At 63.9% G+C, this 23,535-nt stretch carries 23 protein-coding genes and 1 pseudogene; 13 read left to right on the top strand and 11 right to left on the bottom strand.

Annotated elements, in window-relative coordinates; translation table 11 throughout:
* Window positions 1-34 precede the first annotated feature (34 nt).
* On the bottom strand, window positions 35-2,104 hold the full coding sequence (locus tag DH08_RS29210; RefSeq protein ID WP_192182728.1) for a putative bifunctional diguanylate cyclase/phosphodiesterase: 2,070 nt from the start codon (window positions 2,102-2,104) through the stop codon (window positions 35-37).
* 305 nt (window positions 2,105-2,409) lie between these two features.
* On the opposite strand from DH08_RS29210, the gene DH08_RS29205 reads away from it, so the two are divergent.
* Window positions 2,410-3,597, top strand: coding sequence for a glycine C-acetyltransferase (locus DH08_RS29205; RefSeq protein WP_192182727.1), 1,188 nt, complete (start codon window positions 2,410-2,412; stop codon window positions 3,595-3,597).
* Between the two features lie 45 nt (window positions 3,598-3,642).
* Window positions 3,643-4,677: an L-threonine 3-dehydrogenase gene (tdh, locus tag DH08_RS29200; RefSeq protein WP_096456834.1), complete on the top strand. Its 1,035-nt coding sequence runs from the start codon at window positions 3,643-3,645 to the stop codon at window positions 4,675-4,677.
* 54 nt (window positions 4,678-4,731) lie between these two features.
* Here tdh and DH08_RS29195 read toward each other — a convergent pair whose 3' ends face one another.
* The gene (locus tag DH08_RS29195) at window positions 4,732-5,169 is read right to left on the bottom strand and encodes a MarR family winged helix-turn-helix transcriptional regulator (RefSeq protein ID WP_192182726.1); all 438 of its coding nucleotides are present in this window, start codon (window positions 5,167-5,169) and stop codon (window positions 4,732-4,734) included.
* Window positions 5,170-5,317: 148 nt separating this feature from the next.
* On the opposite strand from DH08_RS29195, the gene hmgA reads away from it, so the two are divergent.
* From hmgA to DH08_RS29170, 5 genes are read left to right on the top strand one after another with little or no spacing between them, the layout of a single operon-like run.
* Window positions 5,318-6,631, top strand: coding sequence for a homogentisate 1,2-dioxygenase (gene hmgA / locus DH08_RS29190; RefSeq protein ID WP_192182725.1), 1,314 nt, complete (start codon window positions 5,318-5,320; stop codon window positions 6,629-6,631).
* On the top strand, window positions 6,628-7,530 hold the full coding sequence (locus DH08_RS29185) for an MBL fold metallo-hydrolase (protein ID WP_192182724.1): 903 nt from the start codon (window positions 6,628-6,630) through the stop codon (window positions 7,528-7,530). Before hmgA ends, DH08_RS29185 begins: the two co-directional genes overlap by 4 nt.
* Complete coding sequence (locus DH08_RS29180; RefSeq protein ID WP_192182723.1) at window positions 7,527-8,540, top strand: fumarylacetoacetate hydrolase family protein; 1,014 nt, start codon at window positions 7,527-7,529, stop codon at window positions 8,538-8,540. Before DH08_RS29185 ends, DH08_RS29180 begins: the two co-directional genes overlap by 4 nt.
* Window positions 8,541-8,544: 4 nt before the next feature.
* A complete protein-coding gene (locus DH08_RS29175) occupies window positions 8,545-8,841 on the top strand; it encodes a hypothetical protein (RefSeq protein ID WP_192182722.1) in 297 nt (98 codons plus the stop codon).
* On the top strand, window positions 8,838-9,374 hold the full coding sequence (locus DH08_RS29170) for a DinB family protein (RefSeq protein ID WP_192182721.1): 537 nt from the start codon (window positions 8,838-8,840) through the stop codon (window positions 9,372-9,374). Before DH08_RS29175 ends, DH08_RS29170 begins: the two co-directional genes overlap by 4 nt.
* Window positions 9,375-9,586: 212 nt before the next feature.
* On the opposite strand, the gene hppD is transcribed toward DH08_RS29170, so the two are convergent.
* The gene (hppD, locus tag DH08_RS29165) at window positions 9,587-10,702 is read right to left on the bottom strand and encodes a 4-hydroxyphenylpyruvate dioxygenase (RefSeq protein ID WP_192182720.1); all 1,116 of its coding nucleotides are present in this window, start codon (window positions 10,700-10,702) and stop codon (window positions 9,587-9,589) included.
* 137 nt (window positions 10,703-10,839) lie between these two features.
* Between hppD and DH08_RS29160 the strand changes: the two genes are divergently transcribed.
* Entirely contained in the window at window positions 10,840-11,307 is a 468-nt protein-coding gene (locus DH08_RS29160; protein ID WP_192182719.1) for an Lrp/AsnC ligand binding domain-containing protein, read from the top strand.
* On the opposite strand, the gene DH08_RS29155 is transcribed toward DH08_RS29160, so the two are convergent.
* From DH08_RS29155 to aztA, 4 genes are all read right to left on the bottom strand, one after another.
* Window positions 11,304-11,642: a protein tyrosine phosphatase family protein gene (locus DH08_RS29155; RefSeq protein ID WP_192182718.1), complete on the bottom strand. Its 339-nt coding sequence runs from the start codon at window positions 11,640-11,642 to the stop codon at window positions 11,304-11,306. The two genes, DH08_RS29160 and DH08_RS29155, sit on opposite strands and share 4 nt — an antisense overlap.
* 123 nt (window positions 11,643-11,765) lie before the next feature.
* Window positions 11,766-12,707 carry a zinc ABC transporter substrate-binding protein AztC gene (aztC, locus tag DH08_RS29150; RefSeq protein ID WP_192182717.1) on the bottom strand — a complete coding sequence of 314 codons (942 nt, stop codon included), beginning with the start codon at window positions 12,705-12,707 and terminating at the stop codon, window positions 11,766-11,768.
* A gap of 34 nt (window positions 12,708-12,741) precedes the next feature.
* Window positions 12,742-13,617, bottom strand: coding sequence for a zinc ABC transporter permease AztB (gene aztB / locus DH08_RS29145; RefSeq protein ID WP_192182716.1), 876 nt, complete (start codon window positions 13,615-13,617; stop codon window positions 12,742-12,744).
* On the bottom strand, window positions 13,617-14,426 hold the full coding sequence (gene aztA / locus DH08_RS29140) for a zinc ABC transporter ATP-binding protein AztA (RefSeq protein WP_192182715.1): 810 nt from the start codon (window positions 14,424-14,426) through the stop codon (window positions 13,617-13,619). The genes aztB and aztA overlap by 1 nt, the downstream gene beginning before the upstream one ends.
* Before the next feature lie 235 nt (window positions 14,427-14,661).
* Between aztA and DH08_RS29135 the strand changes: the two genes are divergently transcribed.
* Window positions 14,662-15,006, top strand: coding sequence for a RidA family protein (locus DH08_RS29135; protein ID WP_192182714.1), 345 nt, complete (start codon window positions 14,662-14,664; stop codon window positions 15,004-15,006).
* Between the two features lie 124 nt (window positions 15,007-15,130).
* Here DH08_RS29135 and DH08_RS36660 read toward each other — a convergent pair.
* The 4 genes and pseudogenes from DH08_RS36660 to DH08_RS29120 form a co-directional block, all read right to left on the bottom strand.
* Window positions 15,131-15,232, bottom strand: a pseudogene (locus tag DH08_RS36660) (histidine utilization repressor); the annotation flags it as partial.
* A 37-nt stretch (window positions 15,233-15,269) separates the two neighbouring features.
* Complete coding sequence (locus DH08_RS29130) at window positions 15,270-15,833, bottom strand: hypothetical protein (protein WP_192182713.1); 564 nt, start codon at window positions 15,831-15,833, stop codon at window positions 15,270-15,272.
* 174 nt (window positions 15,834-16,007) lie between these two features.
* Window positions 16,008-16,748, bottom strand: coding sequence for a histidine utilization transcriptional repressor HutC (gene hutC / locus DH08_RS29125; protein WP_192182712.1), 741 nt, complete (start codon window positions 16,746-16,748; stop codon window positions 16,008-16,010).
* Entirely contained in the window at window positions 16,745-18,097 is a 1,353-nt protein-coding gene (locus DH08_RS29120) for a formimidoylglutamate deiminase (RefSeq protein WP_192182711.1), read from the bottom strand. Before DH08_RS29120 ends, hutC begins: the two co-directional genes overlap by 4 nt.
* Before the next feature lie 97 nt (window positions 18,098-18,194).
* Here DH08_RS29120 and hutI point away from each other — a divergent pair, with 97 nt between their 5' ends.
* Genes hutI through hutU form a run of 4 tightly spaced genes read left to right on the top strand, consistent with a single transcriptional unit; the run spans window position 18,195 to window position 23,479 of the window.
* Window positions 18,195-19,430 carry an imidazolonepropionase gene (gene hutI / locus DH08_RS29115; protein WP_192182710.1) on the top strand — a complete coding sequence of 412 codons (1,236 nt, stop codon included), beginning with the start codon at window positions 18,195-18,197 and terminating at the stop codon, window positions 19,428-19,430.
* The gene (hutH, locus tag DH08_RS29110) at window positions 19,427-20,968 is read left to right on the top strand and encodes a histidine ammonia-lyase (RefSeq protein ID WP_192182709.1); all 1,542 of its coding nucleotides are present in this window, start codon (window positions 19,427-19,429) and stop codon (window positions 20,966-20,968) included. The genes hutI and hutH overlap by 4 nt, the downstream gene beginning before the upstream one ends.
* Window positions 20,965-21,780, top strand: a complete 816-nt coding sequence (gene hutG, locus DH08_RS29105) for an N-formylglutamate deformylase (RefSeq protein ID WP_192182708.1) — start codon at window positions 20,965-20,967, stop codon at window positions 21,778-21,780. The genes hutH and hutG overlap by 4 nt, the downstream gene beginning before the upstream one ends.
* Before the next feature lie 25 nt (window positions 21,781-21,805).
* Window positions 21,806-23,479 (top strand): urocanate hydratase, encoded by a 1,674-nt coding sequence (gene hutU, locus DH08_RS29100; RefSeq protein ID WP_192182707.1) that lies wholly within the window; start codon window positions 21,806-21,808, stop codon window positions 23,477-23,479.
* The last annotated feature ends 56 nt before the right edge of the window (window positions 23,480-23,535 follow it).

Genomic DNA, 23,535 nt, shown 5'->3' with positions numbered 1-23,535 from the left:
ATTATGGCCGGCATTGCCTGAATATCGACTCGCCTTAAGCGAGGCTGCCCTGAAGCACCTTCAGCTTGGCCTTCTTCGGGCTGCGCGCCATCAGCCATTCGCGCGCCTTGTCCTGCGGCATCGGGAAGGCGATGGAATAGCCCTGCACCTGGTCGCAGCCGATCGCCATCAGCGAGTCGAGCTCGGCTTCGGTCTCCGCGCCCTCGGCGACGATCGAGATGCCGAGGCCGCGCGCCAGCTCGGTGATGGCGCGCACGATCTTGGAGTTGTCGCCATTCTCGTTGATGTTCTGGACGAAGCGGCGGTCGATCTTCAGCCGGTCGATCTCGTTCGGGTTGACGTGGCTGAGCGAGGCATAGCCGGTGCCGAAATCGTCGAGTTCTAGATGCACGCCTGCGGCGCGGATGTGCCTGAGCTTCGCGGCGATGCCCGTCTTCTCGTCGTCGAGGATGACGGATTCGACGATTTCCAGCGACAGCTTCTGCGGCGCCAGGCCGGCCTTCTCCAGCGTGTCGAACAGGAACTTGTCGAAGTCCGGCTCGCGCAACTCGGTGCCAGAGACGTTGACGGCGAGCCGCCCGAAGGCGATGCCGGCGCGGTCCCATTCGGCCGCTTCGTTGATTGCCTTGCCAATGACGATGCGGCCGATCTCGGGCATGAAGCCGCATTTCTCGGCGACCGGAATGAATTCACCCGGCGAGATCATGCCACGATCGGCGTGCTTCCAGCGCACCAACGCCTCGATGCCGCTGATCGTGCCGTTGGTCAGCGACACCTGAGGCTGGAAATAGACCTCGAAGGCCTTATCGGCGATGGCCGTGCGGATGTCGTGCTCGAGCTGCTTGCGGTAGTCGAGTTCGCGCCTGAGCTCCTCGGAGAAGAACGAGAAGTTGCCGCCGCCGAGCTTCTTGGCGGAGTAAAGCGCCAGATCGGCATGGACCAGAAGGTCCTCGGCATTGTCGGCGTCGACGGGATAGACGGCAATGCCGCCGCTGGCGCCCGGCAGGATCGTCGTGCCCTGGAAGACGATCGGCTCGTTGATCTGCTCCAGGATGCGCCTGCCCAGCATATGGATGTCCTCGGTGCTGCCGGCACCGTTGAGGATCATCACGAACTCGTCGCCGCCGAGGCGCGCGCACAGATCCGATGCCCGGCAGGAATCGCGCATACGCTGCGCGGTGACCACCAGCACATAGTCGCCGGCGGCGTGGCCGAGCGTGTCGTTGATCTGCTTGAAGCGGTCGAGGTCGAGCTGGATCACGGCCAGCCGCTCGCGCCGGCGATGCGCGCCCTTGATCAGCGTGTCGAAATGGTCGGTGAGAAAAGTGCGGTTGTGCAGGCCAGTCAGCCCGTCATGCACGGCGATGAAGGCCATCGAGTTGCGCGCGTCGACCAGCTCACGCGTCTTGCGCAGGATGGCGTTCGACATCGGCCGGAAGATGAACAGCGCCACCAGCACGATGACGCCGATGGTGGCGAAGAACAGGGTGCGGTGGAGATCGAGCAGCTGTCCCGAGCGCTCGTTGGCATAGGCGCTGATGCGCTGGCCAAGTGCCGCATAGCCCGACAGCGTGGCATTGGCGACGGAGGCGTCGAGATTGACGCGCTCGGCACCGCCCTTGTAGCTCTCGCCGCCGATTGCCAGCTTCGATTCGAAGGATGAGATCAGGCGTTCGCCGTTGGCGATCAGCCCGACCGAGAAATAGTCGAGGTGGAAGGGTTTGGCGAACAGCACATTCTCGATCGATTTCGGATCGAGCCGTGCCGGCGACGTCGGATCGGCGCCCGTCTGGTCGAGCAGGAGGTCGTAATTCGTCTCGAACTCGGCGGTCGCCTGCTTCAGCGCGGCAACCAGGGCCGGTTGCTTGTCGCGCGTAGCAGCGCCCGTTGCACCGGCAAGGAAGACGATGCGCTGCGACAGGGCCTTCTGCGTGCTGACGATGTTGAGCAGTGCGTCGTTGAGCTGCTGGGCCGCCATCATCTGCTGCAGCAGGATGAAGGAGGCCATCACCATGGTGGCGATGATCAGCAGCGCCAGCCAATAGCCGCTCTTGATCAGCAGTATCAGCTTGCGCGACACGCTATGCACTGGCTGCTGCGACATTTCTAGGTGACCCCTCCGGTCGACGGTCGACGGATTCCTGCCGTGAATAGCTGGCGAGAAGACCATTGGCTTGAAAGGGTTAACAGGTCCGGAAATGATGACGCTGGCCGCAAGGGCAGGGATGGAAAGCTGCCAAGATGGTTATCATGTTCTTTAGCCGCAGCCCTGCATTTGAGTTCATCGTCGCTTGATTGTCACGAAGGATCGCGGCCGCGCGTTCGCGGCGCCACCGAAGCCGTCGCTTTTGCGATGGATTTTTCAGCCGCGCGGGGCGACAGTCCGATCGATCTCAACAGGGCCTGACCATGAGCGCGGCATTCCTTTCCCACATCGACAACGAGCTTGAAGGCCTGAAGTCGGCCGGCCTCTACAAATCCGAGCGGGTGATTGCCTCGACGCAGTCGGCCGAGATCGAGGTTGGCGGCGAAAAGGTGCTGAATTTCTGCGCCAACAACTATCTCGGGCTCGCCGACAGTCCCGAATTGCGCGGGGCGGCCAAGCGGGCGCTCGACCGCTATGGCTACGGCATGGCCTCGGTGCGCTTCATCTGCGGGACGCAGGAGGAGCACAAGGAGCTCGAAGCCACAATTTCCGCCTTCCTCGGCATGGATGACACCATCCTCTACGGTTCCTGCTTCGACGCCAATGGCGGCCTGTTCGAGACCCTGCTCGGCGAAGAGGATGCGATCATCTCCGATGCGCTCAACCACGCCTCGATCATCGACGGTGTGCGGCTCTCGAAGGCAAAGCGCTTCCGCTACGCCAACAACGACATGGCCGAACTGGAGGCGCGATTGAAGGAGGCGAAGGATTGCCGCTTCCGGCTGATCGCCACCGACGGCGTGTTTTCCATGGACGGCATCATCGCCAACCTGAAAGGCGTCTGCGACCTCGCCGACAAGTACGACGCCATGGTCATGGTCGACGACAGCCATGCGGTTGGTTTCGTCGGCAAGAACGGCCGCGGCTCGGCCGAGCATTGCGGCGTCGAGGGCAGGGTGGACATCATCACCGGCACGCTCGGCAAGGCGCTGGGCGGCGCCTCCGGCGGCTATACATCGGGCAAGAGGCAGGTGGTCGACTTGCTGCGCCAGCGCTCGCGGCCCTATCTGTTCTCCAACACGCTGATGCCGGCGATCGCCGGCGCTTCGATCCGGGTGTTCGAGATGGTACGCAACGGAGATGCGCTGCGCCGGCGCCTCTACGACAACGCCGCGCGGTTCCGCTCCGAGATGGGCAAGCTCGGCTTCACGCTGGCCGGCGCCGACCATCCAATCATCCCGGTTATGCTCGGCGATGCCGCATTGGCGCAGGAGATGGCGGCACGCATGCTGAAGCGCGGCATCTATGTCATCGGCTTTTCGTTCCCGGTGGTGCCGAAGGGCCAGGCACGCATCCGCACGCAGATGTCGGCCGCCCATTCCAGGACCGATATCGACCGCGCGGTGGCGGCGTTCGGGACGGTCGGCAAGGAGCTGGGTGTCATCTCCTGAGCCGCCAAAAGCGATTCCGGATCAAGGGATTCAAGGGACAAAAGAATGTCGAACATGATGAAGGCGCTGGTGAAGGCCAAGGCCGAGCCGGGCATCTGGATGGAAGAGGTGCCGGTGCCGGAGATCGGCCCCAACGACGTGCTGATCAAGGTCAGGAAAACCGCTATCTGCGGCACCGACGTCCACATCTACAATTGGGACCAGTGGGCGCAAAAGACCGTGCCGGTGCCGATGGTGACCGGCCATGAATTCGTCGGCACGGTCGCCGATTTCGGTGCGGCGGTCACCGAATACAAGGTCGGCCAGCGCGTATCGGGCGAAGGTCATATCGTCTGCGGCCATTGCCGCAACTGCCGGGCGGGGCGAGGGCATCTGTGCCGCAACACGCTCGGCGTTGGCGTCAACCGCCCCGGCGCCTTCGGCGAATACCTGGCGATCCCGCAGCACAATGTCGTGCCGATTCCCGACGACGTGCCGGACGAGATCGCCGCGATCTTCGATCCTTTGGGCAATGCGGTCCACACGGCATTGTCGTTCGACCTGGTCGGCGAGGACGTGCTGGTCACCGGCGCCGGCCCGATCGGCATCATGGGCGCGCTGGTGGCGCAATGCGTTGGTGCCAGGAAAGTCGTCATCACCGACATCAACCCGGTACGGCTGGCGCTGGCCAAAAAACTCGGCGTCCAGCATGTCGTCGATGCCTCGAAGGAAAAGCTGCGCGACGTCATGCCGGCGCTCGGCATGACCGAGGGCTTTGACGTCGGCCTCGAAATGTCGGGAGCGGCTCCCGCCTTCCGCGACATGATCGACACCATGAACAATGGCGGCAAGATCGCCATTTTGGGCATCGCGCCGACCGGCTTCGAGATCGACTGGAACAAGGTCATCTTCAAGATGCTGCATCTCAAGGGCATTTATGGGCGCGAGATGTTCGAGACTTGGTACAAGATGATCGCTTTGGTGCAGGGCCCGCTCGACGTCTCCGGGCTGATCACCCATCGTATCGGCATCGACGATTTCCAGACAGGGTTCGATGCCATGCGCAGCGGCAGTTCCGGCAAGGTGGTGATGGATTGGTGAAGGCGGAATAAGAGACGCTGTCCCGCCGGCGTATCAACAATTCTGTTTGCTGACCTAGCCGTCGGCCAACGCCGCCTCCAGCGCCGCCACTCCGCGGACAATCGCCGACCGCCCTTCCGCGCCCAGCCTCGCCAGCAATTCCCTTTCAAACGCCTTCGCCAGCGGCAGCATCTCGCGATAGGCGGCAAGACCCGCTCTGGTCAGCGCCAGATGCTCGACGCGACGGTCGTTCTCGTCGGGCGTGCGCGTCAGCCAGCGACGCAGCTCGAGTTCGGCGACGGCGCGCGAAACCTTGGTCTTGTGCATTGCCGACTGTTCGCCAAGTGCCTTTGCCGTCATCGTGCCGTGCTGGCCGAGCCCGGCCAGCGTGCGCCATTCGGGCCGGGTCAGGCCGTGGCGGTCCTTGTAGATCTTCGAGAATTCGTGGCTGACCGCATCGGCAAGCCGGTAGAGCCGGTAGGGCAGGAAGCTTTCCAGTTCGAGGATGTCCATGGTTGCTTAGTCCTCGCAACGCCATCGCGGCATTGATAGTTACATTTTAGATGGTTACAAATGAAACCAGTTTGGTCAACCCGCGGACCGCCAGACGCCATCGCTGGGTGGAAATGGCAATCCGGGGATCATGCTTGAGGAGGAAGCGATGGCCTTTTCCTATATGCCGGGCTTCGGCAACGATTTTGAAACCGAAACCTTGCCCGGCTCGCTGCCGCAGGGGCGGAATTCCCCGCAGCGGCCGGCTTATGGCCTCTACGCGGAGCAACTGTCGGGCTCGCCCTTCACCGCGCCGCGCGGCACCAACGAGCGCTCCTGGCTCTACCGCATCCGGCCGAGCGTCAGGCACACCGGGCGCTTCAAACCGGCCAGCTATCCGCTGTGGAAGACCGCGCCCAATGTCGGCGACCACGAACTGGCGCTCGGCCAGTACCGCTGGAACCCGGTGCCGATGCCGAAGGAGCCGACCGATTTCATTCAGGGCATACGCAGCATGACCACGGCCGGCGATGTGCTTGGGCAGACCGGCATGGCAGCGCATGTCTATGTTGCCAACCGCTCGATGGTCGACGACCATTTCTTCAACGCCGACGGCGAGTTGCTGATTGTGCCGCAGGTGGGCGCGCTGCGCTTCGTCACCGAAATGGGCGTCATCGAGCTCAGGCCGGGCGAGATCGCCGTTCTGCCGCGCGGTCTGGTGTTCAAGGTCGAGCTGAGCGACAAGGAAGTGCGCGGCTATGTCTGCGAGAACTACGGCGCCAAGCTGACGATGCCCGACCGCGGCCCGATCGGCGCCAATTGCCTCGCCAATCCGCGCGATTTCAAGACGCCTTGCGCCTGGTTCGAGGAGAAGGAGACGCCCTGCCGGCTGATCGTCAAATGGTGCGGCAATTTCCATGTCACCGAGATCGGCCATTCGCCGCTGGACGTCGTGGCGTGGCACGGCAACTACGCACCCTACAAATATGATCTTGCGACGTTTTCGCCGGTCGGTGCGCTGTTGTTCGACCATCCCGATCCGTCGATCTTCACCGTGCTGACGGCGCCCAGCGGCGAGGAGGGCACCGCCAACATCGACTTCGTCATCTTCCCGCCGCGCTGGCTGGTGGCAGAAGACACGTTCCGGCCGCCCTGGTACCACCGCAACATCATGAGCGAGTTCATGGGCCTGATCCACGGCCAGTACGACGCCAAGGAGGAAGGCTTTGTCCCTGGCGGCATCAGCCTGCACAATCTGATGCTGGCCCACGGGCCCGACGCCCCTGGCTTCGAAAAGGCCTCGCGCACGGAGCTGAAACCGGTCAAGCTCGACAACACCATGGCCTTCATGTTCGAGACCCGATTCCCGCAAATGCTGACCCGCTACGGCGCGGAGCTGGAAACCCGGCAGGACAATTACATCGACTGCTGGGCCGATCTGAAGAAGCGTTTCAATGGCACGCCCGAGGGCGACTGGTCTTGAGCGTCGACCGGGTACGCGATCGGTTGGTGCTTCTGGGTTCCAAGGGCGGACCGGCGGTACGGCTAGGCGGGCCTTGGCCGAGTTCGTCGCTGCTCGAGCTCGGCCGCCGCACCATCGTCGTCGACTGTGGGCTGGGCGTGACGCGGGCGTTTGTTGACGCAGGAGTCGGCCTGAAGGCGCTCGACCTCATCTTCATCACCCATCTCCATTCCGACCACGTGCTGGAACTCGGGCCGCTCATCCATACCGCCTGGACGGCCGGTCTGGCGAGCCCGGTCAGCGTCTTCGGACCACCCGGCACCGGCCATTACTGGAGGCGCTTTTGTCAGGCGATGGAATTCGACATCGAGATCCGCATCGCCGACGAAGGCCGGCCGGATATCCGCGAGCTGGTTTCGGTCGTCGAGTTCGGCGAGGGCAAGGTTATCGAGGACTACGGACTGAAGGTGACGGCGCTGCGCGTCGACCATCCGCCGGTGACCGACTGTTTTGCGCTGCGCTTCGAGCAAGGCGGGAAAAGCGTCGTCTTCTCGGCCGACACGGCGTTCTTTCCGCCGCTGGCCGGTTTCGCTAGGGGAGCCGACATCCTCGTCCACGAAGCGATGCTGGAACAAGGCATCGAGAGGCTGGTCGCCAAGACCGGCAATGGCGCGCGGCTGCGTGAACATCTGCTCGCCAGCCACAGTTTCGCGACCGATGCCGGCCGCATCGCCACCGACGCCGGTGTCAAAAGACTGGTGCTGAACCACCTCATCCCGGCCGACGATCCCGAGATCGGCGAAGCCGATTGGATCGCCGCCGTCAGGAAAACTTGGTCTGGCGACTTGACGATTGCCCGTGACGGCCTTGTTGTGGGCTTAAGCTGCGCCGAAGCCGCAGTAGGAGAGGAAACCGCATGAAGCTTGCCACATTGAAGGACGGGACGCGCGACGGGAAACTTGTCGTCGTCTCGCGTGACCTGACGCGCTTTACCGAGGCCTCGTTTCTGGTGCGCACCCTGCAGGCCGCGCTCGACGACTGGAGCCGCATCGCGCCGCATCTCGCCGCCATGGCGGAATCACTGGAGAACAATGCGGTGCCTTCTGCCCGGTTTCACGAGCATGACGCCCATTCGCCGCTGCCGCGCGCCTATCAATGGGCCGACGGTTCGGCCTATGTGAACCATGTCGAGCTGGTGCGGAAGGCGCGCGGCGTCGAGATGCCGGCGAGCTTCTGGACCGATCCGCTGATCTACCAGGGCGGCTCGGACAGCTTCGTTCCGCCGCGCGATCCGATCCGCATGGCGGATGAGGAATTCGGCATCGACATGGAGGCGGAGGTCGCTGTCATCGTCGACGACGTGCCGATGGGTGCAGGCCTCGACGAGGCGAAAGCCGCGATCCGGCTGCTAATGCTGGTCAACGACGTGACGCTGCGTGGCCTCACAGGCCCCGAACTCGCCAAGGGGTTCGGCTTCTTCCAGTCAAAACCGTCCTCTGCCTTTTCGCCGGTCGCTGTGACGCCGGACGAATTGGGCGATGCCTGGGATGGCGGCAAGATCAGCCTGCCGCTGCTCGCCGACCTCAATTGCAAACCGTTCGGCCGGGCGAACGCCGGCATCGACATGACCTTCGATTTTCCGGCACTGATCGTCCATGCCGCCAAGACAAGACCGCTCGCCGCCGGCACGATCATCGGCTCCGGCACCGTCTCCAACAAACTCGACGGTGGTCCGGGCAAACCCGTGTCGGCAGGTGGCGCCGGCTATTCCTGCATCGCCGAACTGCGCATGATCGAGACCATTGTATCAGGCGAACCCAAAACGCCTTTTCTGCGCTTCGGCGACACGGTGCGCATCGAGATGAAGAACAAGGCGGGAAGTTCGATCTTCGGCGCCATCGAGCAGAAGGTCGAGAAATACGAGAGGTGAGGGAGTGACGGGCGGGGCATTCTATCTTCTGTGCGGCGTCTGGGCGCTTGTGATGCTGGCGATCTTCATCCAGGCGATCCGGCTGAGCTATCGCATCGAGGCGCGCTCGCCTGACCTCACCAACCGCAGCGGCTTTCCGCGCAATGCGATGATGTTCCACACCGTCACCAACATCAACGTCGCGCGCGACGAGGAAACGCAGGCCATGCGGCGGCGCATGAATCGGCTGCTGCTGATCGTTCTCGCCGGTTTCGTGCTGATGTGGGCGGCTCTTGGTCTAGTCAGGCGGATGAATTCGTGACCCTGCTGGAATATCTGCGCCGCATGGCAGGCAACAATCTCTGGTCGAACGACCGGCTCTACCGTGCCGTGCTGCAGCTCAAGCCTGGCGAATTCGAAGCCGAACGCACCAGCTTCTTCCCCTCGATCAAGGCGACGCTCAACCACATCCTTGCGGTCGATTATCTCTATCTCGATTTCCTGGAGCAGGGTGGTGTCGGCGCTGCCGCCCATGACGATTACGTGCCGTTCGACAAGCCTCAGGCGCTGTTTGCCGCCCAGGTCGCGGCCGACCGAAGGCTCATCGCTTTCTGCGACGCCCTGTCAGAGGCCGATCTCGACCGCCGCGTCATCACCGACCGGCGGGAGGACGGCATGATTCCGGAAAAGATCGGCGACATCCTCGCCCACGTCTTCCTGCACGACATCCATCACCGCGGCCAGGTGCACGCCATGCTTTCGGGCACCTCGGTCGCGCCGCCACAACTCGACGAGTTTCTGCTCGATTATGATGTGAAGCTGAGGAAAGAAGAGGTAGAGCGGTTGGGATTGTGATCGACCAATCCCCGATATTGGCGCCGCCCCTCATTGCCCTGCCGGGCATTTCTCCCCGTAAACGGGGAGAAAGTGGCTGGCCGCAACCCGACGCCATTTTCTGCAATGCTGACAATTGGCGAAAGCATCGGCGATAGCGTCCCTCGCCCCGTTTACGGGGAGAGGATGCCGGCAGGCAGGTGAGGGGCAGCTGGACGTCGGCAATTTGACCGTTACGCCGCCTTGCCGTCCACCTTGATCACGCCGCGCTTGATCTGATCCTGCTCGATCGATTCGAACAGCGCACGGAAATTGCCCTCGCCAAAGCCTTCGTCGCCCTTCCTTTGGATGAACTCGAAGAAGATCGGGCCGATCACGGTCTTCGAAAAGATCTGCAGCAGGATCTTGGTCATGCCGCCGTCGACCACACCTTCGCCGTCGATCAGGATGCCGTGCTTCTTCATCCGCTCGATCGGCTCGTCATGACCGTTCACACGGGTCTGCGACATGTCGTAATAGGTTTCCGGCGGTCCCGGCATGAACTTCAGCCCGTTTGCCGCCAGTCTGTCGGTGGCGCCGTAGATCTCGTCGGTGCCCACCGCGATGTGCTGGATGCCTTCGCCATTGTATTTCTTCAGATATTCGGCGATCTGGCTGGTCTCGTCCTTGGACTCGTTCAGCGGGATGCGGATCTTGCCGCAGGGCGAGGTGATGGCCCGGCTGACAAGGCCGGTGATCTTGCCGTCAATGTCGAAGAAATGGATCTGCTTGAAGCCGAACAACTCGCGGTAGAAATCCCACCATTTGTCCATCTGGCCGCGATAGACATTGTGGGTGAGGTGGTCGAGATAATAGAAGCCGACGCCTTGCGGCCGCGGGTCGCGCTCGCCCAACCATTCGAACTCGGCGTCATAGGCCGAGCCCCTCTTGCCATAGCTGTCGATGAAATAGAGCAGCGAGCCGCCGATGCCGACGATGGCCGGCACGTCCAGCGCCTTGTCCTTGCCTTCGTAGGGCGTGGCGCCCTTGGCCACGGCATGGTCGAAAGCGTGCCTGGCATCGACCACCCGCCACGCCATCGAGGCGGCGCAGGGGCCGTGCTTGTCGACGAATTTCATCGCATGCGAACCGGGCTCGGCATTGACGATGTAGTTGATGTCGCCCTGGCGCCAGACGGTGATGTCCTTGCTGCGGTGTTTGGCAACCGCGACATAGCCCATGCGGGTGAAAAGCTCGGCGAGCTTCTCCGGCTCAGGATGCGCGAATTCGACGAACTCGAAGCCGTCGGTGCCGGCGGGATTGGTCTTGCTGATCTTGGCGGGCGGTGCGTCGTGCGGGAAGGGGCCCATGGCAGTCTCCGAAAGCTGTTCTGGCCGCTCTTGGCCATCCTTGCCCATTATAGCGCCAACCAACCGCACAGAGCTTGCATTTAAACGCTTGAAATGTTCATCTGATGCGTGAAACGTGCACAGAGAGGAGAACGTCCGTGGATGATGTGCGCATTGATCAATTTGACCGCAAGATACTGGCGCTGTTGCAGGCCGACGCGCGGCTGACCAACAGCGACTTGTCGGACCGGGTGAACCTGTCGCCGTCGCAATGCTCGCGCCGCCGTCAGCGGCTGGAAGAGGACGGCTACATCAGGGGCTACCGCGCCGTGCTCGATCGCGACCGGCTCGGCTTTTCGCTGGTCAACGTCATCTCGGTGACCTTGGCCACCCACAACCGCGACAATGCCAGGCGCTTCGGCGAATTGCTGGCGCGGCTGCCGGAAGTGCAGGAGGCGCACGCGCTGACCGGCGAGATGGACTACATCTTGAAGGTGGTGACGCCGGATCTGAAGTCGCTGTCGGAATTCGTCAACGACGTGCTCTTGCCGCACGAATCCGTGCAGCACGTGAAGACGGCGATCGTGCTGGAGACACTGAAGGAAACCGGCGCGCTGCCGATCTAAACCTTCTGCTGCTGGATCAGCCCATAAAGATTGGTGCAGCGCGCGCCGGAGCGGCAATAGGCGAACACCGGGCCTTCGAGCTCGTCGAGCGCTTTGGCCTGGTCCTCGACATTCTCCATGGTGATCTGGCCGCTGATGACCGGGACGAAGCGGAAAGCGAGTCCTGCCGCTTCGGCGGCTGCCTTGACGCTGTCGGCCGAGGGCTGGCCGGGCTGCTCATTGTCGGGCCGGTTGCAAATGACGCTCTTGAAGCCGGCTTCCTTGATGGCGGCGACGTCTTCGGGCTGGATCTGCCCCGCGACCGAATAGTCTTCGCTGATCTGGCGGTATTCCATGGTGACCTCGCAATCCGATTTGGCGGCAGTCTTGCCACTCCCCGGTCGGACCGGCAATCCGCGCAGGGAAGAAATCTCCCTGCGCACATAGACATTTCCGGCGAGGAATCCAACCGGCCTTGCTCAACTGCCGAGGATGGCGCCTTTGATCTGGGCGATGTTGTTGTGCATCATGTCGATATAGGTCGAGGCCGGGCCGTCGGGCTGCGACAGCGCGTCGGAGTAGAGCGTGCCGCCCACCTTGATGCCGGTCTCGCTGGCGATCTGCTCGATCAGGCGCGGATTGGTGATGTTCTCGACGAAGATCGCCGCCGCCTTATCCTGCTTGACCTGATTGACCAGCTTGGCGACGTCGGCGGCCGAAGGCTCGGAGTCGGTCGACACGCCCTGCGGCGCCAGGAAGGTCAGGCCGTATTCGTGTTCGAAATAGCCGAAGGCGTCATGCGAGGTGATGACGACGCGTTTTTCTTCCGGGATGGACTGGATCGCGGTCTTCACTTCGCCTTCGACCGCTTCGAGTTTCTTGGTGTAGGCGGCGGCGTTGCTCTGGTAGCTGACGCAGCCCGCCGAATCGGCGGCGCAGAAGGCATCGGCGATGTTCTTCACATAGATCTTTGCGTTGGCGATCGACTGGAAGGCATGCGGGTCGGTGACCGTCTTGCCGCCACCCGTGCCGGCGCCTTCGGCAGCGTCGGCATCGGCGAACTCAGGCTTGAAATCGATCGGCGTCACACCCTTGGTCAGCACAGCGATCGTCGCCTTGGTGGCGCTGGCGTCGACCAGGCGCTGCAAAAAGCCTTCGAAATGCAGCCCGTTGACCAGCACCACATCGGCGCCGGCCATCGCCACTGCATCGGCCGGGCTCGGCTCGTAGACATGCGCATCGCCATCCGGGCCGACGATGGTAGTGATGTTGACCCGGTCGCCGCCGACATTTTTCGCGAAATCGGCAATGACCGTGAAGCTGGCGACCACCTTGAGCGGCGCCGCGAAGGCCGAGGAGGCTCCAAAGGCGGTTAATGTTATAACGCTCATCGTCAGGGCGGCGCGGATCGATTTCAGCATTGGGAAGATCTCCTTGTAGGGCGGGGGGTGAGGATCAGGCGGTTCGGTGGCGGTGATGCACGATGCGGGCGCGCAACACGCCGCGCGTGCCGAACAGGATCGAGGCGAAGTAGACGACGCCGGCGGACAGGATGATGGCCGGACCTGACGGCAGCGACGCGTGATAGGAGAGCAGCAGCCCGGCAATGCAGGAGGCGAAGCCGATCAGCACCGCCAACACGCACATCGGCTCGACGCGCACGGTCCAGAAGCGGGCGGCGGCCGCCGGCAGCATCATCAGCCCGACCGACAGCAGCGTGCCCAGCGCCTGGAAGCCGCCGACGAGGTTGAGCACGACGAGGCCGAGAAAGATGAAATGCACAGGGCTGCCGAGACGGCTGACCGAGCGCAGGAACAGCGGATCGAGGCATTCCGCGACCAGCGCCCGCCAGAAGATGGCGAGGCTGACCAACGTCACCGCGACGATGCCGCCGATCAGCGCCAGCGCCTCATTGTTGAGCGCCAGCACGGTGCCAAACAGCACATGCATGAGGTCGACGCTGGAGCCGCGGATCGACACCATCAGCACGCCGATGGCGAGCGAGATGAGATAGAAGGCCGCCATCGAGGCGTCCTCGCGCTGGATCGTGAAGCGCGAGACGGCACCGGCGCCGAGCGCCACGATGATGCCGGCGATCAGCCCGCCAATGGTCATCGGCAGGATTTCCAGCCCATAGAACAGGAAGCCGGCGGCGGCACCGGGCAGGATGGCATGCGCCATGGCGTCACCTGACAGGCTCATGCGCCTGAGCATCAGGAAGACGCCGACCGGGCAGGCGCCAAGCGACAGCATCAGCGAACCGATCAGGGCCCGCTGCATGAAGCCGAAATCGGCAAAGGGCGCGATGAAGAAGCCGTAGAGCGCGTCCATCAGGCCGCCCTCGGCCCGGCGCCATGATGGTGGTCATGGGCGTGATCGTGCCCGTGGACATGCCCGTGATCATGGCCTTCCGGCTCGCACCACGGCGCATTCTCTTCCCAGGCTTCGTGGAAGCGGCGGGCGCGCAACAGGTTCTCCGGCTGCAGCGTTTCCTTGGTCTCGCCCCAGGCCACCGGCTGGCGAGCAAGCAGCAGCGTTTCGGGGAAATTCTGCCGCACCAGATCGAGGTCGTGGACGACGACCATGATGGTGCGTTCCTCGCCATGCCAGCGTTTGATAAGCTGGACCAGGTCGCCCACCGTCTTGGCATCGACGGCGTTGAACGGCTCGTCGAGCAGGATGAGGTCGGCGTCCTGCAGCAGCACCCGGGCAAACAGCGTGCGCTGCAACTGACCGCCCGACAGCGTGTCGATCGGACGCTTTTCGAACCCGCCGAGGCCGACAGCCATCAGCGCCTGGCTGACGGATTCGCGATCCTCTTTTGTATAGCGGCCAAGCATGCCGCGCTTTGGCCAGAGGCCCAGTGAAACCAGATCGACGACCCGCGCCGGAAAGGAGCGGTCGAGCTCCGATTGCTGCGGCAGATAGGCGGCACGCACGCCGGGCGCGCGGATCACGCTGCCGGCCATCGGCTTGAGAACTCCGACAATGCCCTTCATCAACGTCGACTTGCCCGAACCATTGGCGCCGACGACGGCGGTCAGCGAGCCCTTGCGGATGGTACCGTCGAGATGGTGGATCGCCGGGTGGCTGCCATAGCCGAGCGTCAGGTCGCGGAAGGTCAGGCAGGCATTTGTCATCAAACGATCCGTGGCGCGGAAATCCGCGCTGCTGCAGGCGGTCAAGTCGATATGTGATGTTATTACATTAGTCAACAAGCCAATCCGGCGGAATTGCGGCGCCCAGGTCAACTCGCCGTGTACGGCTGGCCGCGCGCCCACCGCCTTGGCTCAAGAAGGATTCGCCCCGGCGGCCTTGCCCGAAGCAAGCCGCAACTCTAAAGAGGCGCGACCCACAAAAGGAAGGAAACATCCCATGAGCATTCGTCGCATCGATGTAGGCCCGCGCATGACCCAGATCGTCATCCACGGCAACACCGTCTATCTGGCCGGCCAGGTCGGCGAGCCCGGCGGCAACGTTGCCTCGCAGACCCGCGACATTCTGGCGACCGTCGACGAATTGCTGGCCAAGGCCGGCACCGACAAGACCAAGATCCTGCAGGCGATCATCTGGCTGGACGACATGGGCACCTTCGCTGAGATGAATGCGGAATGGGACAAGTGGGTGCCGAAAGGCCACACGCCGGCCCGCGCCACCGGCGAGGCCAAGCTCGCCGGCCCGGAATATCTGGTCGAGATGATTATTACCGCTGCGATTTGAAGCGCGGCGCTCTACCTCCCCCTTGTGCGGAGGTCGGACCGAAGGTCCGAGTGGGGGAGGCGCCGCACCCCCCGCCCCGCTGCTCCGCAGCGACCCTCCCCACAAGGGGGAGGGTAAAGAGGCGCTACCCCTGCGACGGCCTGAACCGCGCCACCAGCGTGTGGCTCTCGGCCGGATAGCGGTCAAGGGTGACAGGATGCTCGGCGCTCCTGGTGCGGCGCTCGAGTTATCGCCAAATGGCTCTTAAAGGTAACGATTACCCATCACTTGGATTGGTCCTCGGGGACGGCCATCGCTCCGATCAAAGAAAGCCATTGTGCGTTGGCGGCTGCATATCGATCCTCGGGACATACGCACACCAGCACCTCCGCGCCGAATGGCACGATTACCTGGGCGATCCAGATGCGCATCAACTTACCGGCGTCTTCCGTACGGAACGAAGATAGCCCGGCTGTCCTTTCGCCCACTCTATGAATTGCCAGCTCTTCAACCAGCTTCGGGTCGAAGCCTTGCTTCGTGAATTCCCCAAGTACGAGACGTGTGATGTCAGTTCCAAAATAGCCAAGGAGGGCCTGCGGCGTTGACCCCTGCTTAGCGAGTTGCGGCGTTGCGATGCACTGAGCGCCTGCTCCGCCGCACGCCGCAGTCTTGCAGGTCAAATTGATGTTCTGATCGTCATCAAGCTTGGCAGACCATTGGGCCTCATCGTAGGCGAGCCCAACACCATGTTTGGGCTCTACGATCTGCGCCGCTTCCGCCGGTACAGCGAGGAGCGTCAGCAGGATTGCCGCAGGCAGGCAATTGGAGATGAATGCGTTCCGTGTCATGCCGCAATACCCTACACTTACCGACATTCTGCACGAGGACGAGCGCATGCGCCAGGTCGCCTGCCGACGGACAAATAACTGGCGATGCAGCCCTCCCTGTCCTGGCGGACATCTCCTACAAGCGGGAGATCGGATGTCGCCTCGGCTTTCGCCAATTTTCGACGCTGAAGAACCCTACCCCTGCGACGGCTTAAACCTTGCCACCAGCGTGTGGCTCTCGGCCGCATAGGTGAAGCGGACATGGGTCACTGGATGCTCGGCGCTCCATGTCCGCCGTTCGACCACCAGGCACGGCGCGCCGGGCTCGATGTCGAGGGCATCGGCAATGTGCTGGTCGGCGGCAATGGCGCGGATGCGATGCTCGGCTTCGCTCCACGGCACGCGGCCGATCAGCCAGGGGCCGGGTGCGATTTCAAGAAATTCTTCCTCGCCAGCCTCCGCGACGGCGGTCAGATTGATCAGCCGTTGTTCGTGTGCGAACGGCCGCTGTCCGGCGAAATGCAGGCACTCCAGCGCCAGCACAGGCCCTGCGGCGGTTAGCTCAAGCAGGGCGCGGTCCTCGGCGCTGCTGCGCCGCTTCAGCCGCGCCAGCCTTTCATAACGATAAAGCAGGCCGAGCGCTTCGACCTCGATTCGGATGTCGTGGATTTCCAGCACCGCAGCTTGCGATTGCGGCCGGCGCACGAAGCTGCCCGAGCGGCGGCGGCGCTCGATCAGTCCGGCCTTGGCCAGCTGTGACAGCGCCTTGTTCACCGTCATGCGCGAGCAATTATATTCCGCCGTCAATTCGTGCTCGAACGGGATGCGGTGGCCGGGCGCCCAGGCACCTGAGAGGATTTTTTCGCTGATGTCGGACAGGATGCGCTGGTGCAGCGAGCCGCCGCTTTCCGCCGCTGCCGTCTCGATCAGGCTCATGCCGAAAGCGCCGTCATCACATTGCGAAACCGCGCGGCAATCGCCTCGCGTTTTGCATGCCTGCCGTCGCTAACCAGTTTTGCGCCATGCACCCACACGCAGTCGACCTTGGTGCCGTTGGCAAAGATCCAGGCGTCCAGGATCGCGTCCCCGGCCTTTCCGGCCAGCGATGGATGATCCGCATCGAGCGAGACGAAATCGGCGGCGGCCCCGGCGGCGATCTGCGACGGCCCGGCGCCGAGTGCGGCGCTGCCGCCGTCGAGCGCTGCATCGAACAAGGCGCGCCCGGTCGAGCCGCCGGCGACCGCCAGCACATTGCGGGCGCGGTGGGCGAGGCGCTGCGAATATTCGAGCTGCCTGAGTTCGTCCGGCAGGCCGATCAGCACATTGGAATCGGAGCCGACGCCGAAGCGTCCGCCATGTTCTCTGAACAGCGGCGCGGCAAAGGTGCCGTCGCCGAGATTGGCCTCGGTGATCGGGCATAGCCCAGCGACAGCGCCGCTTTTTGCCATGCCGACTGTCTCGGCCTCGGTCATGTGGGTGGCATGGATCAGGCACCAGCGCTGGTCCACCCCGGCATTGGCGAGCAGCCATTCGACCGGGCGCGCGCCGGACCAGGCGATGCAGTCCTCAATCTCTTTCACCTGCTCGGCAACGTGGATGTGAACTGGCCCGTCCGGCGCCATCGCGGCGACCGAGGCGAGTTCATCCGGCGTCGCGGCGCGCAGACTGTGCGGGGCGACGCCGACGACGGCTTGATTCAAAGCGCGAACACACTCCCGGCTTTTCTCAAGCAAGCGTGAGAACTTCTCCACATCATTGATGAATCGCCGCTGGCCTTCATTGGGCGCCGCGCCGCCGAAGGAGGAATGCGCGTAAAACACTGGCAGCAGCGTCAACCCGATCCCTGTCTCGCCGGCCGCCGCCGCGATCCGCTCCGCCATCTCGGCGATGTTGGCATAGGGTTTTCCGTCGCAGTCGTGGTGCAGATAATGAAATTCGCCGACGCGCGAAAAGCCGGCCTCCAGCATCTCGACATAGAGCTGCGCCGCGACCGCCTCGACCTGGTCGGGCGTCATTGACAGCGCGAAGCGATACATCACCTCGCGCCAACTCCAGAAACTGTCGGCGGAAGGGCCGCGCAATTCGGCGAGACCCGCCATGCCGCGCTGGAAAGCGTGGCTGTGCAGGTTCGGCATGCCGGGAACCACGATGGCATGGCGCTCGTCGCCGGCTTGCGGCGATGCACCTGGATCGACTGTCACGATGCGGCCGTCAGCCAGTAATATCCTGACATTGCCATGCCAGCCGTCGGGCAGCAGCGCCTGTTCCGCAAAGATCGCCGTCACGTTTTTCTCCGAATCCCGCTTTCCATTCACGATAGCACTTGCAGTGCGTTTCAATATGTATATACATAATAGCCATCCATTGAAAACGGAAAAGATGATGGCGGCACAAATGAAAAGCCGGGCAGGGGGCCTTCACCTTTGGCGCAATGCGCGCCTGGCGACCTTGTCCGAAAACACGTCCGGACTTGGCATCGTCGAAAAGGGCGCGATCGCCGCGCGCGATGGCCTGATCGCCTATGCCGGCCCGGAAGCTGAGATGCCGTCGGGCCTCGTTCAAGGCGCCGAGAGCGTCGACTGTGAGGGCCGCTGGATCACGCCCGGCCTGATCGACTGCCACACGCATCTTGTCTATGCCGGCAACCGCGCCAACGAATTCGAGATGCGTCTGGCCGGCGCCACCTATGAAGAAGTCGCCAAAGCCGGCGGCGGCATTGTCTCCTCGGTCAAATCCCTGCGTGCCGCCAGCGAGGACGAACTGGTCGCCCAGACGCTGCCGCGCCTCGATGCACTGATGGCGGAAGGCGTCACCACCGTGGAAATCAAGTCTGGCTATGGTCTCGATCTCGACAATGAGACAAAGTCGCTGCGCGCCGCGCGACAGTTGGGCAGCGAACGCCCGGTGACGGTCCGCACCACATGCCTCGCCGCCCACGCATTGCCGCCCGAAGCCAAGGGCGACAAGGACGCTTTCATCGATGTGGTCGCCAAGGAGATCCTGCCGGCCGTTGCCGCCGAAGGTCTCGCCGACGCGGTCGACGGATTCTGTGAAGGCATCGCCTTCTCGCCGGAGCAGATGTCTCGCGTGTTCGACAAGGCCAGGGCGCTCGGCTTGCCCGTAAAACTCCACGCCGACCAGCTGTCCAACCTGCATGGCGCCGAACTCGCCGCCCGCTATGGCGCGCTGTCGGCCGACCATCTTGAATACACCGACGAGGCCGGCGCGGCCGCAATGGCCAAGGCCGGGACCGTGGCGACGATCCTGCCCGGCGCCTACTATTTCATCCGTGAGACCAAGAAGCCGCCGGTCGCCCTGTTCCGCCAGCACGGCGTCAAAATGGCGGTCGCGACCGACTGCAATCCCGGCACCTCGCCGCTGACCTCGCTGCTCTTGACCATGAACATGGCGGCGACCTTGTTCGGCCTGACGGTCGAGGAATGCCTTGCGGGAGTCACCCGCGAAGCGGCTCGCGCGCTCGGGCTGCTGGAAAAGACCGGCACCTTGGAGGCCGGCAAATCCGCCGATCTCGCGATCTGGGACATCGAGCGCCCGGCCGAACTCGTCTACCGTATGGGCTTCAACCCGCTGCATGCCCGCATCTGGAGAGGACAATGACCGAACTCGTTTTGAAGCCCGGCAATGCGACGCTTGCCGACTGGCGCGCCATCTATCGCGGCGCCGCACTGAGGCTGGACGATGCCTGCCGGCCAAAGATCAAGGCCAGCGCCGAGGCGGTGGCCAGGATCGTCGCCAAGGGTGAGCCGGTCTATGGCATCAACACCGGCTTCGGCAAATTGGCGAGCGTCCGCATTCCCGCCGCCGACCTCGAGACCCTCCAGCGCAACATCGTGCTGTCGCATGCCGCGGGTGTCGGCGAGCCGATGCCGGTCGCTGTCACCAGGCTGATGATGGCGCTGAAGCTCGCCAGCCTGGCGCAGGGCGCTTCCGGCGTACGGCCGCAGACCATCGAACTGCTGGAAGCGATGCTTGCCAACGACGTCATCCCGGTGGTGCCGGCGCAAGGCTCGGTCGGCGCTTCCGGCGATCTCGCGCCGCTGTCGCACATGACCGCGGTGATGATCGGCGTCGGCGAATGCTTTACCCCGCATGGCCGCTTCCCTGCCAAGGTCGCCTTCGTCTCGCACGGGCTGGAGCCGGTGACATTGGGCGCCAAGGAAGGGCTGGCGCTGCTCAACGGCACGCAGTTCTCGACCGCCTATGCGCTGGCCGCCCTGTTCGAGGCCGAGGTCCTCTACCAGTCGGCGCTGGTCGCCGGCGCGCTGTCGACCGATGCCGCCAAGGGCTCCGACGCGCCCTTCGATCCGCGCATCCATCTCTTGAGAAAGCATCGCGGCCAGATCGAGACGGCGGACGCGTTGCGCAATCTGATGGCCGGCAGCGCCATCCGGGAATCGCACCGCGTCGGCGACGAGCGCGTGCAGGACCCGTACTGCCTGCGCTGCCAGCCACAGGTGATGGGTGCCGCACTCGCCGTGCTGCGTCAGGCCGCCGATACGCTCGGCACCGAGGCCAATGGCGTCACCGACAATCCGCTGATCTTCGCCGAGGACGATACCGCGCTTTCCGGCGGCAACTTCCACGCCGAGCCGGTGGCCTTCGCCGCCGACATGATCGCGCTCGCCGTCTGCGAGATCGGCTCGCTGTCGGAGCGGCGCATCGCCATGCTGGTCGACCCGGCGCTGTCCGGCATGCCGGCTTTTCTCACGCCGAAGCCCGGACTGAACTCCGGCTTCATGATCCCGCAGGTGACCGCCGCGGCGCTCGTTTCCGAGAACAAGCAGAAGGCCTATCCGGCCAGCGTCGATTCCATCCCGACCTCGGCCAACCAGGAAGACCATGTCTCGATGGCAGCACACGGCGCGCGCCGGCTGATCGGCATGGTCGAGAACGCGACTGCCGTCATCGGCATCGAGTTGCTGGCAGCCGCGCAAGGCTGCGACTTCCACGCACCGCTGCCGTCGAGCACAGCGCTCGAAGCTGTCCGCAAGCTGGTCAGGGCGGAAGTGCCGCATCTCGACAATGACCGCCACTTCCACCCCGACATGGAAAAGGCCATCGCCATGGTGCGCAGTGGTGCTGCGGTGAAGGCGGCGGGTGCGGTGGCGCTGCCTGCGATTTCGGGAGCGGCATGATGGCCGACTGGCTCACCGTAACGCGCGGCACCGCCCCGCTGCTGGTATCGATCCCGCACACCGGCATCGATCTCGCCGGCCTCGAGAACCGTTTGGTCTCGCCTTGGCTCGGCCGCCGCGACTGCGACTGGTGGATCGACAATCTCTATGATTTTGCTGCCGGCCTCGGCGCGACGATCGTCCATACGGCGATCTCGCGCACCGTCATCGACGTCAACCGCGACCCGTCCGGCGCATCGCTCTACCCGGGCCAGGCGACGACTGGCCTTTGCCCGACCGAGAGTTTCGATGGTGATCCGCTCTACCGCGAAGGCGAAGAGCCGGGACCGTCGGAGATCGATGAGCGCCGCGAAAAATACTTCATGCCCTATCATGCCGCCTTGCGGGCCGAGATCGACCGGCTGCGCGGCCTGCACGGCAAGATCGTGCTCTATGACTGCCATTCGATCCGCTCGGTGCTGCCGCGCCTGTTCGAGGGCACGCTGCCGGTGTTCAACCTCGGCACCAACGATGGCAAGAGCGCCGATCCTGCGTTGCAGGCGATGGTCGGCCAGATCATGGCCGAGACCGGCGAGACCTTTGTCGTCAACGGCCGCTTCAAGGGCGGCTGGATCACGCGCCATTTTGGCCAGCCGCAAGACAACGTGCATGCGCTGCAGATGGAACTCTCCAACCGTGGCTACATGCGCGAGCCTGAGGGCAAGGGCGCGCCGGACAATTGGCCGGTGCCCTACGACGCCGAATTCGCAGCGCCGATCCGCGCCACGCTGAAAAAAATCCTCGAAACCGCGATTGACTGGGCCGGGCGCTGACGCGCCGCCTTACTCGAAAGGGACAATGATGACCGATCCTCACCACAACATCCGCGAAGTCCGCAGCCCGCGCGGCGCCGAGCTCAACGCCCGCACCTGGCTGACCGAGGCGCCGCTGCGCATGCTGATGAACAATCTCGATCCCGACGTTGCCGAAAACCCCAACGAACTGGTCGTCTATGGCGGCATCGGCCGCGCCGCGCGCACCTGGAACGATTTCGACCGCATCGTCGCGTCGCTGAAGACGCTCGGGGAGGACGAGACGCTGCTGGTCCAGTCCGGCAAGCCGGTCGGGGTGTTTCGCACCCATCCGGATGCGCCGCGCGTGCTGATCGCCAACTCCAATCTGGTGCCGCATTGGGCGACCTGGGAGAAATTCAACGAGCTCGATAAGAAGGGCCTGATGATGTACGGCCAGATGACGGCCGGCTCGTGGATCTATATCGGCACGCAAGGCATCGTGCAGGGCACCTACGAGACCTTCGTCGAGGCCGGCCGCCAGCACTATGGCGGCAATCTCAAGGGCAAGTGGATCCTGACCGGCGGCCTTGGCGGCATGGGCGGCGCCCAGCCGCTGGCGGCCGTCATGGCCGGCGCCTGCTGCCTGGCCGTCGAATGCGATCCCGACCGTATCGATTTCCGGCTGCGCACCCGCTACGTCGACGAGCGCGCCGACACGCTGGACGAGGCGCTGGAAAAGATCGAGCGCTGGACCAAGGCCGGAGAGGCGAAGTCGGTCGGCCTCGTCGGCAACACCGCCGAAATTGTGCCGGAACTGGTGCGGCGCGGCGTGCGCCCCGACATGGTCACCGACCAGACCTCGGCGCATGACCCGCTGAACGGCTATTTGCCCAAGGGCTGGACGCTGGCCGAATGGCGCGAGAAGCGCACGTCCGATCCGAAGGCGGTCGAGAAGGCCGCCCGCGCGTCGATGCGCGAGCATGTCGAAGCGATGGTTGCCTTCTGGAACGCCGGCGTGCCGACGCTCGACTATGGCAACAACATCCGCCAGGTCGCCAAGGATGAAGGCTTTGAGAACGCCTTTGCCTTCCCCGGTTTCGTGCCGGCCTATATCCGCCCGTTGTTTTGCCGCGGCATCGGCCCGTTCCGCTGGGCGGCGCTGTCGGGCGATCCCGAGGACATATACAAGACCGACGCCAAGGTGCGCGAACTCACTCCCGGCAACAACCATCTGCACAACTGGCTGGACATGGCGCGCGAGCGCATCGCCTTTCAAGGGCTGCCGGCGCGCATCTGCTGGGTCGGCTTAGGTGACCGTCACCGGCTCGGCCTTGCCTTCAACGAGATGGTCGCCAAGGGCGAGCTCAAGGCGCCTGTCGTCATCGGCCGCGACCATCTCGATTCCGGCTCGGTCGCTTCGCCCAACCGCGAGACCGAAGCGATGAAGGACGGCTCCGACGCCGTCTCCGACTGGCCGCTGCTCAACGCGCTGCTCAACACCGCGTCGGGCGCCACCTGGGTGTCGCTGCACCATGGCGGCGGCGTCGGCATGGGCTTCTCGCAGCATTCAGGCATGGTCATCGTCGCCGACGGCACGCGTGAAGCGGCCAAACGGCTGGAGCGGGTGTTGTGGAACGACCCGGCGACCGGTGTCATGCGCCACGCCGATGCCGGCTACGACATCGCTGTTGACTGCGCCAAGCAGCACCAGCTCAACCTGCCGGGCATTTTGGGGTGAGAAACGTCCGGCCGCAGGCAGGCGAAAGGCCGCGGAATCGGCTTTTCGAGTTTCGA

Origin of the sequence: Mesorhizobium amorphae, from assembly GCF_014843845.1 — a bacterium.
In the GTDB taxonomy this organism is placed as follows: domain Bacteria; phylum Pseudomonadota; class Alphaproteobacteria; order Rhizobiales; family Rhizobiaceae; genus Mesorhizobium; species Mesorhizobium amorphae_A.
This window is presented reverse-complemented; position numbering and strand designations above follow the sequence as displayed.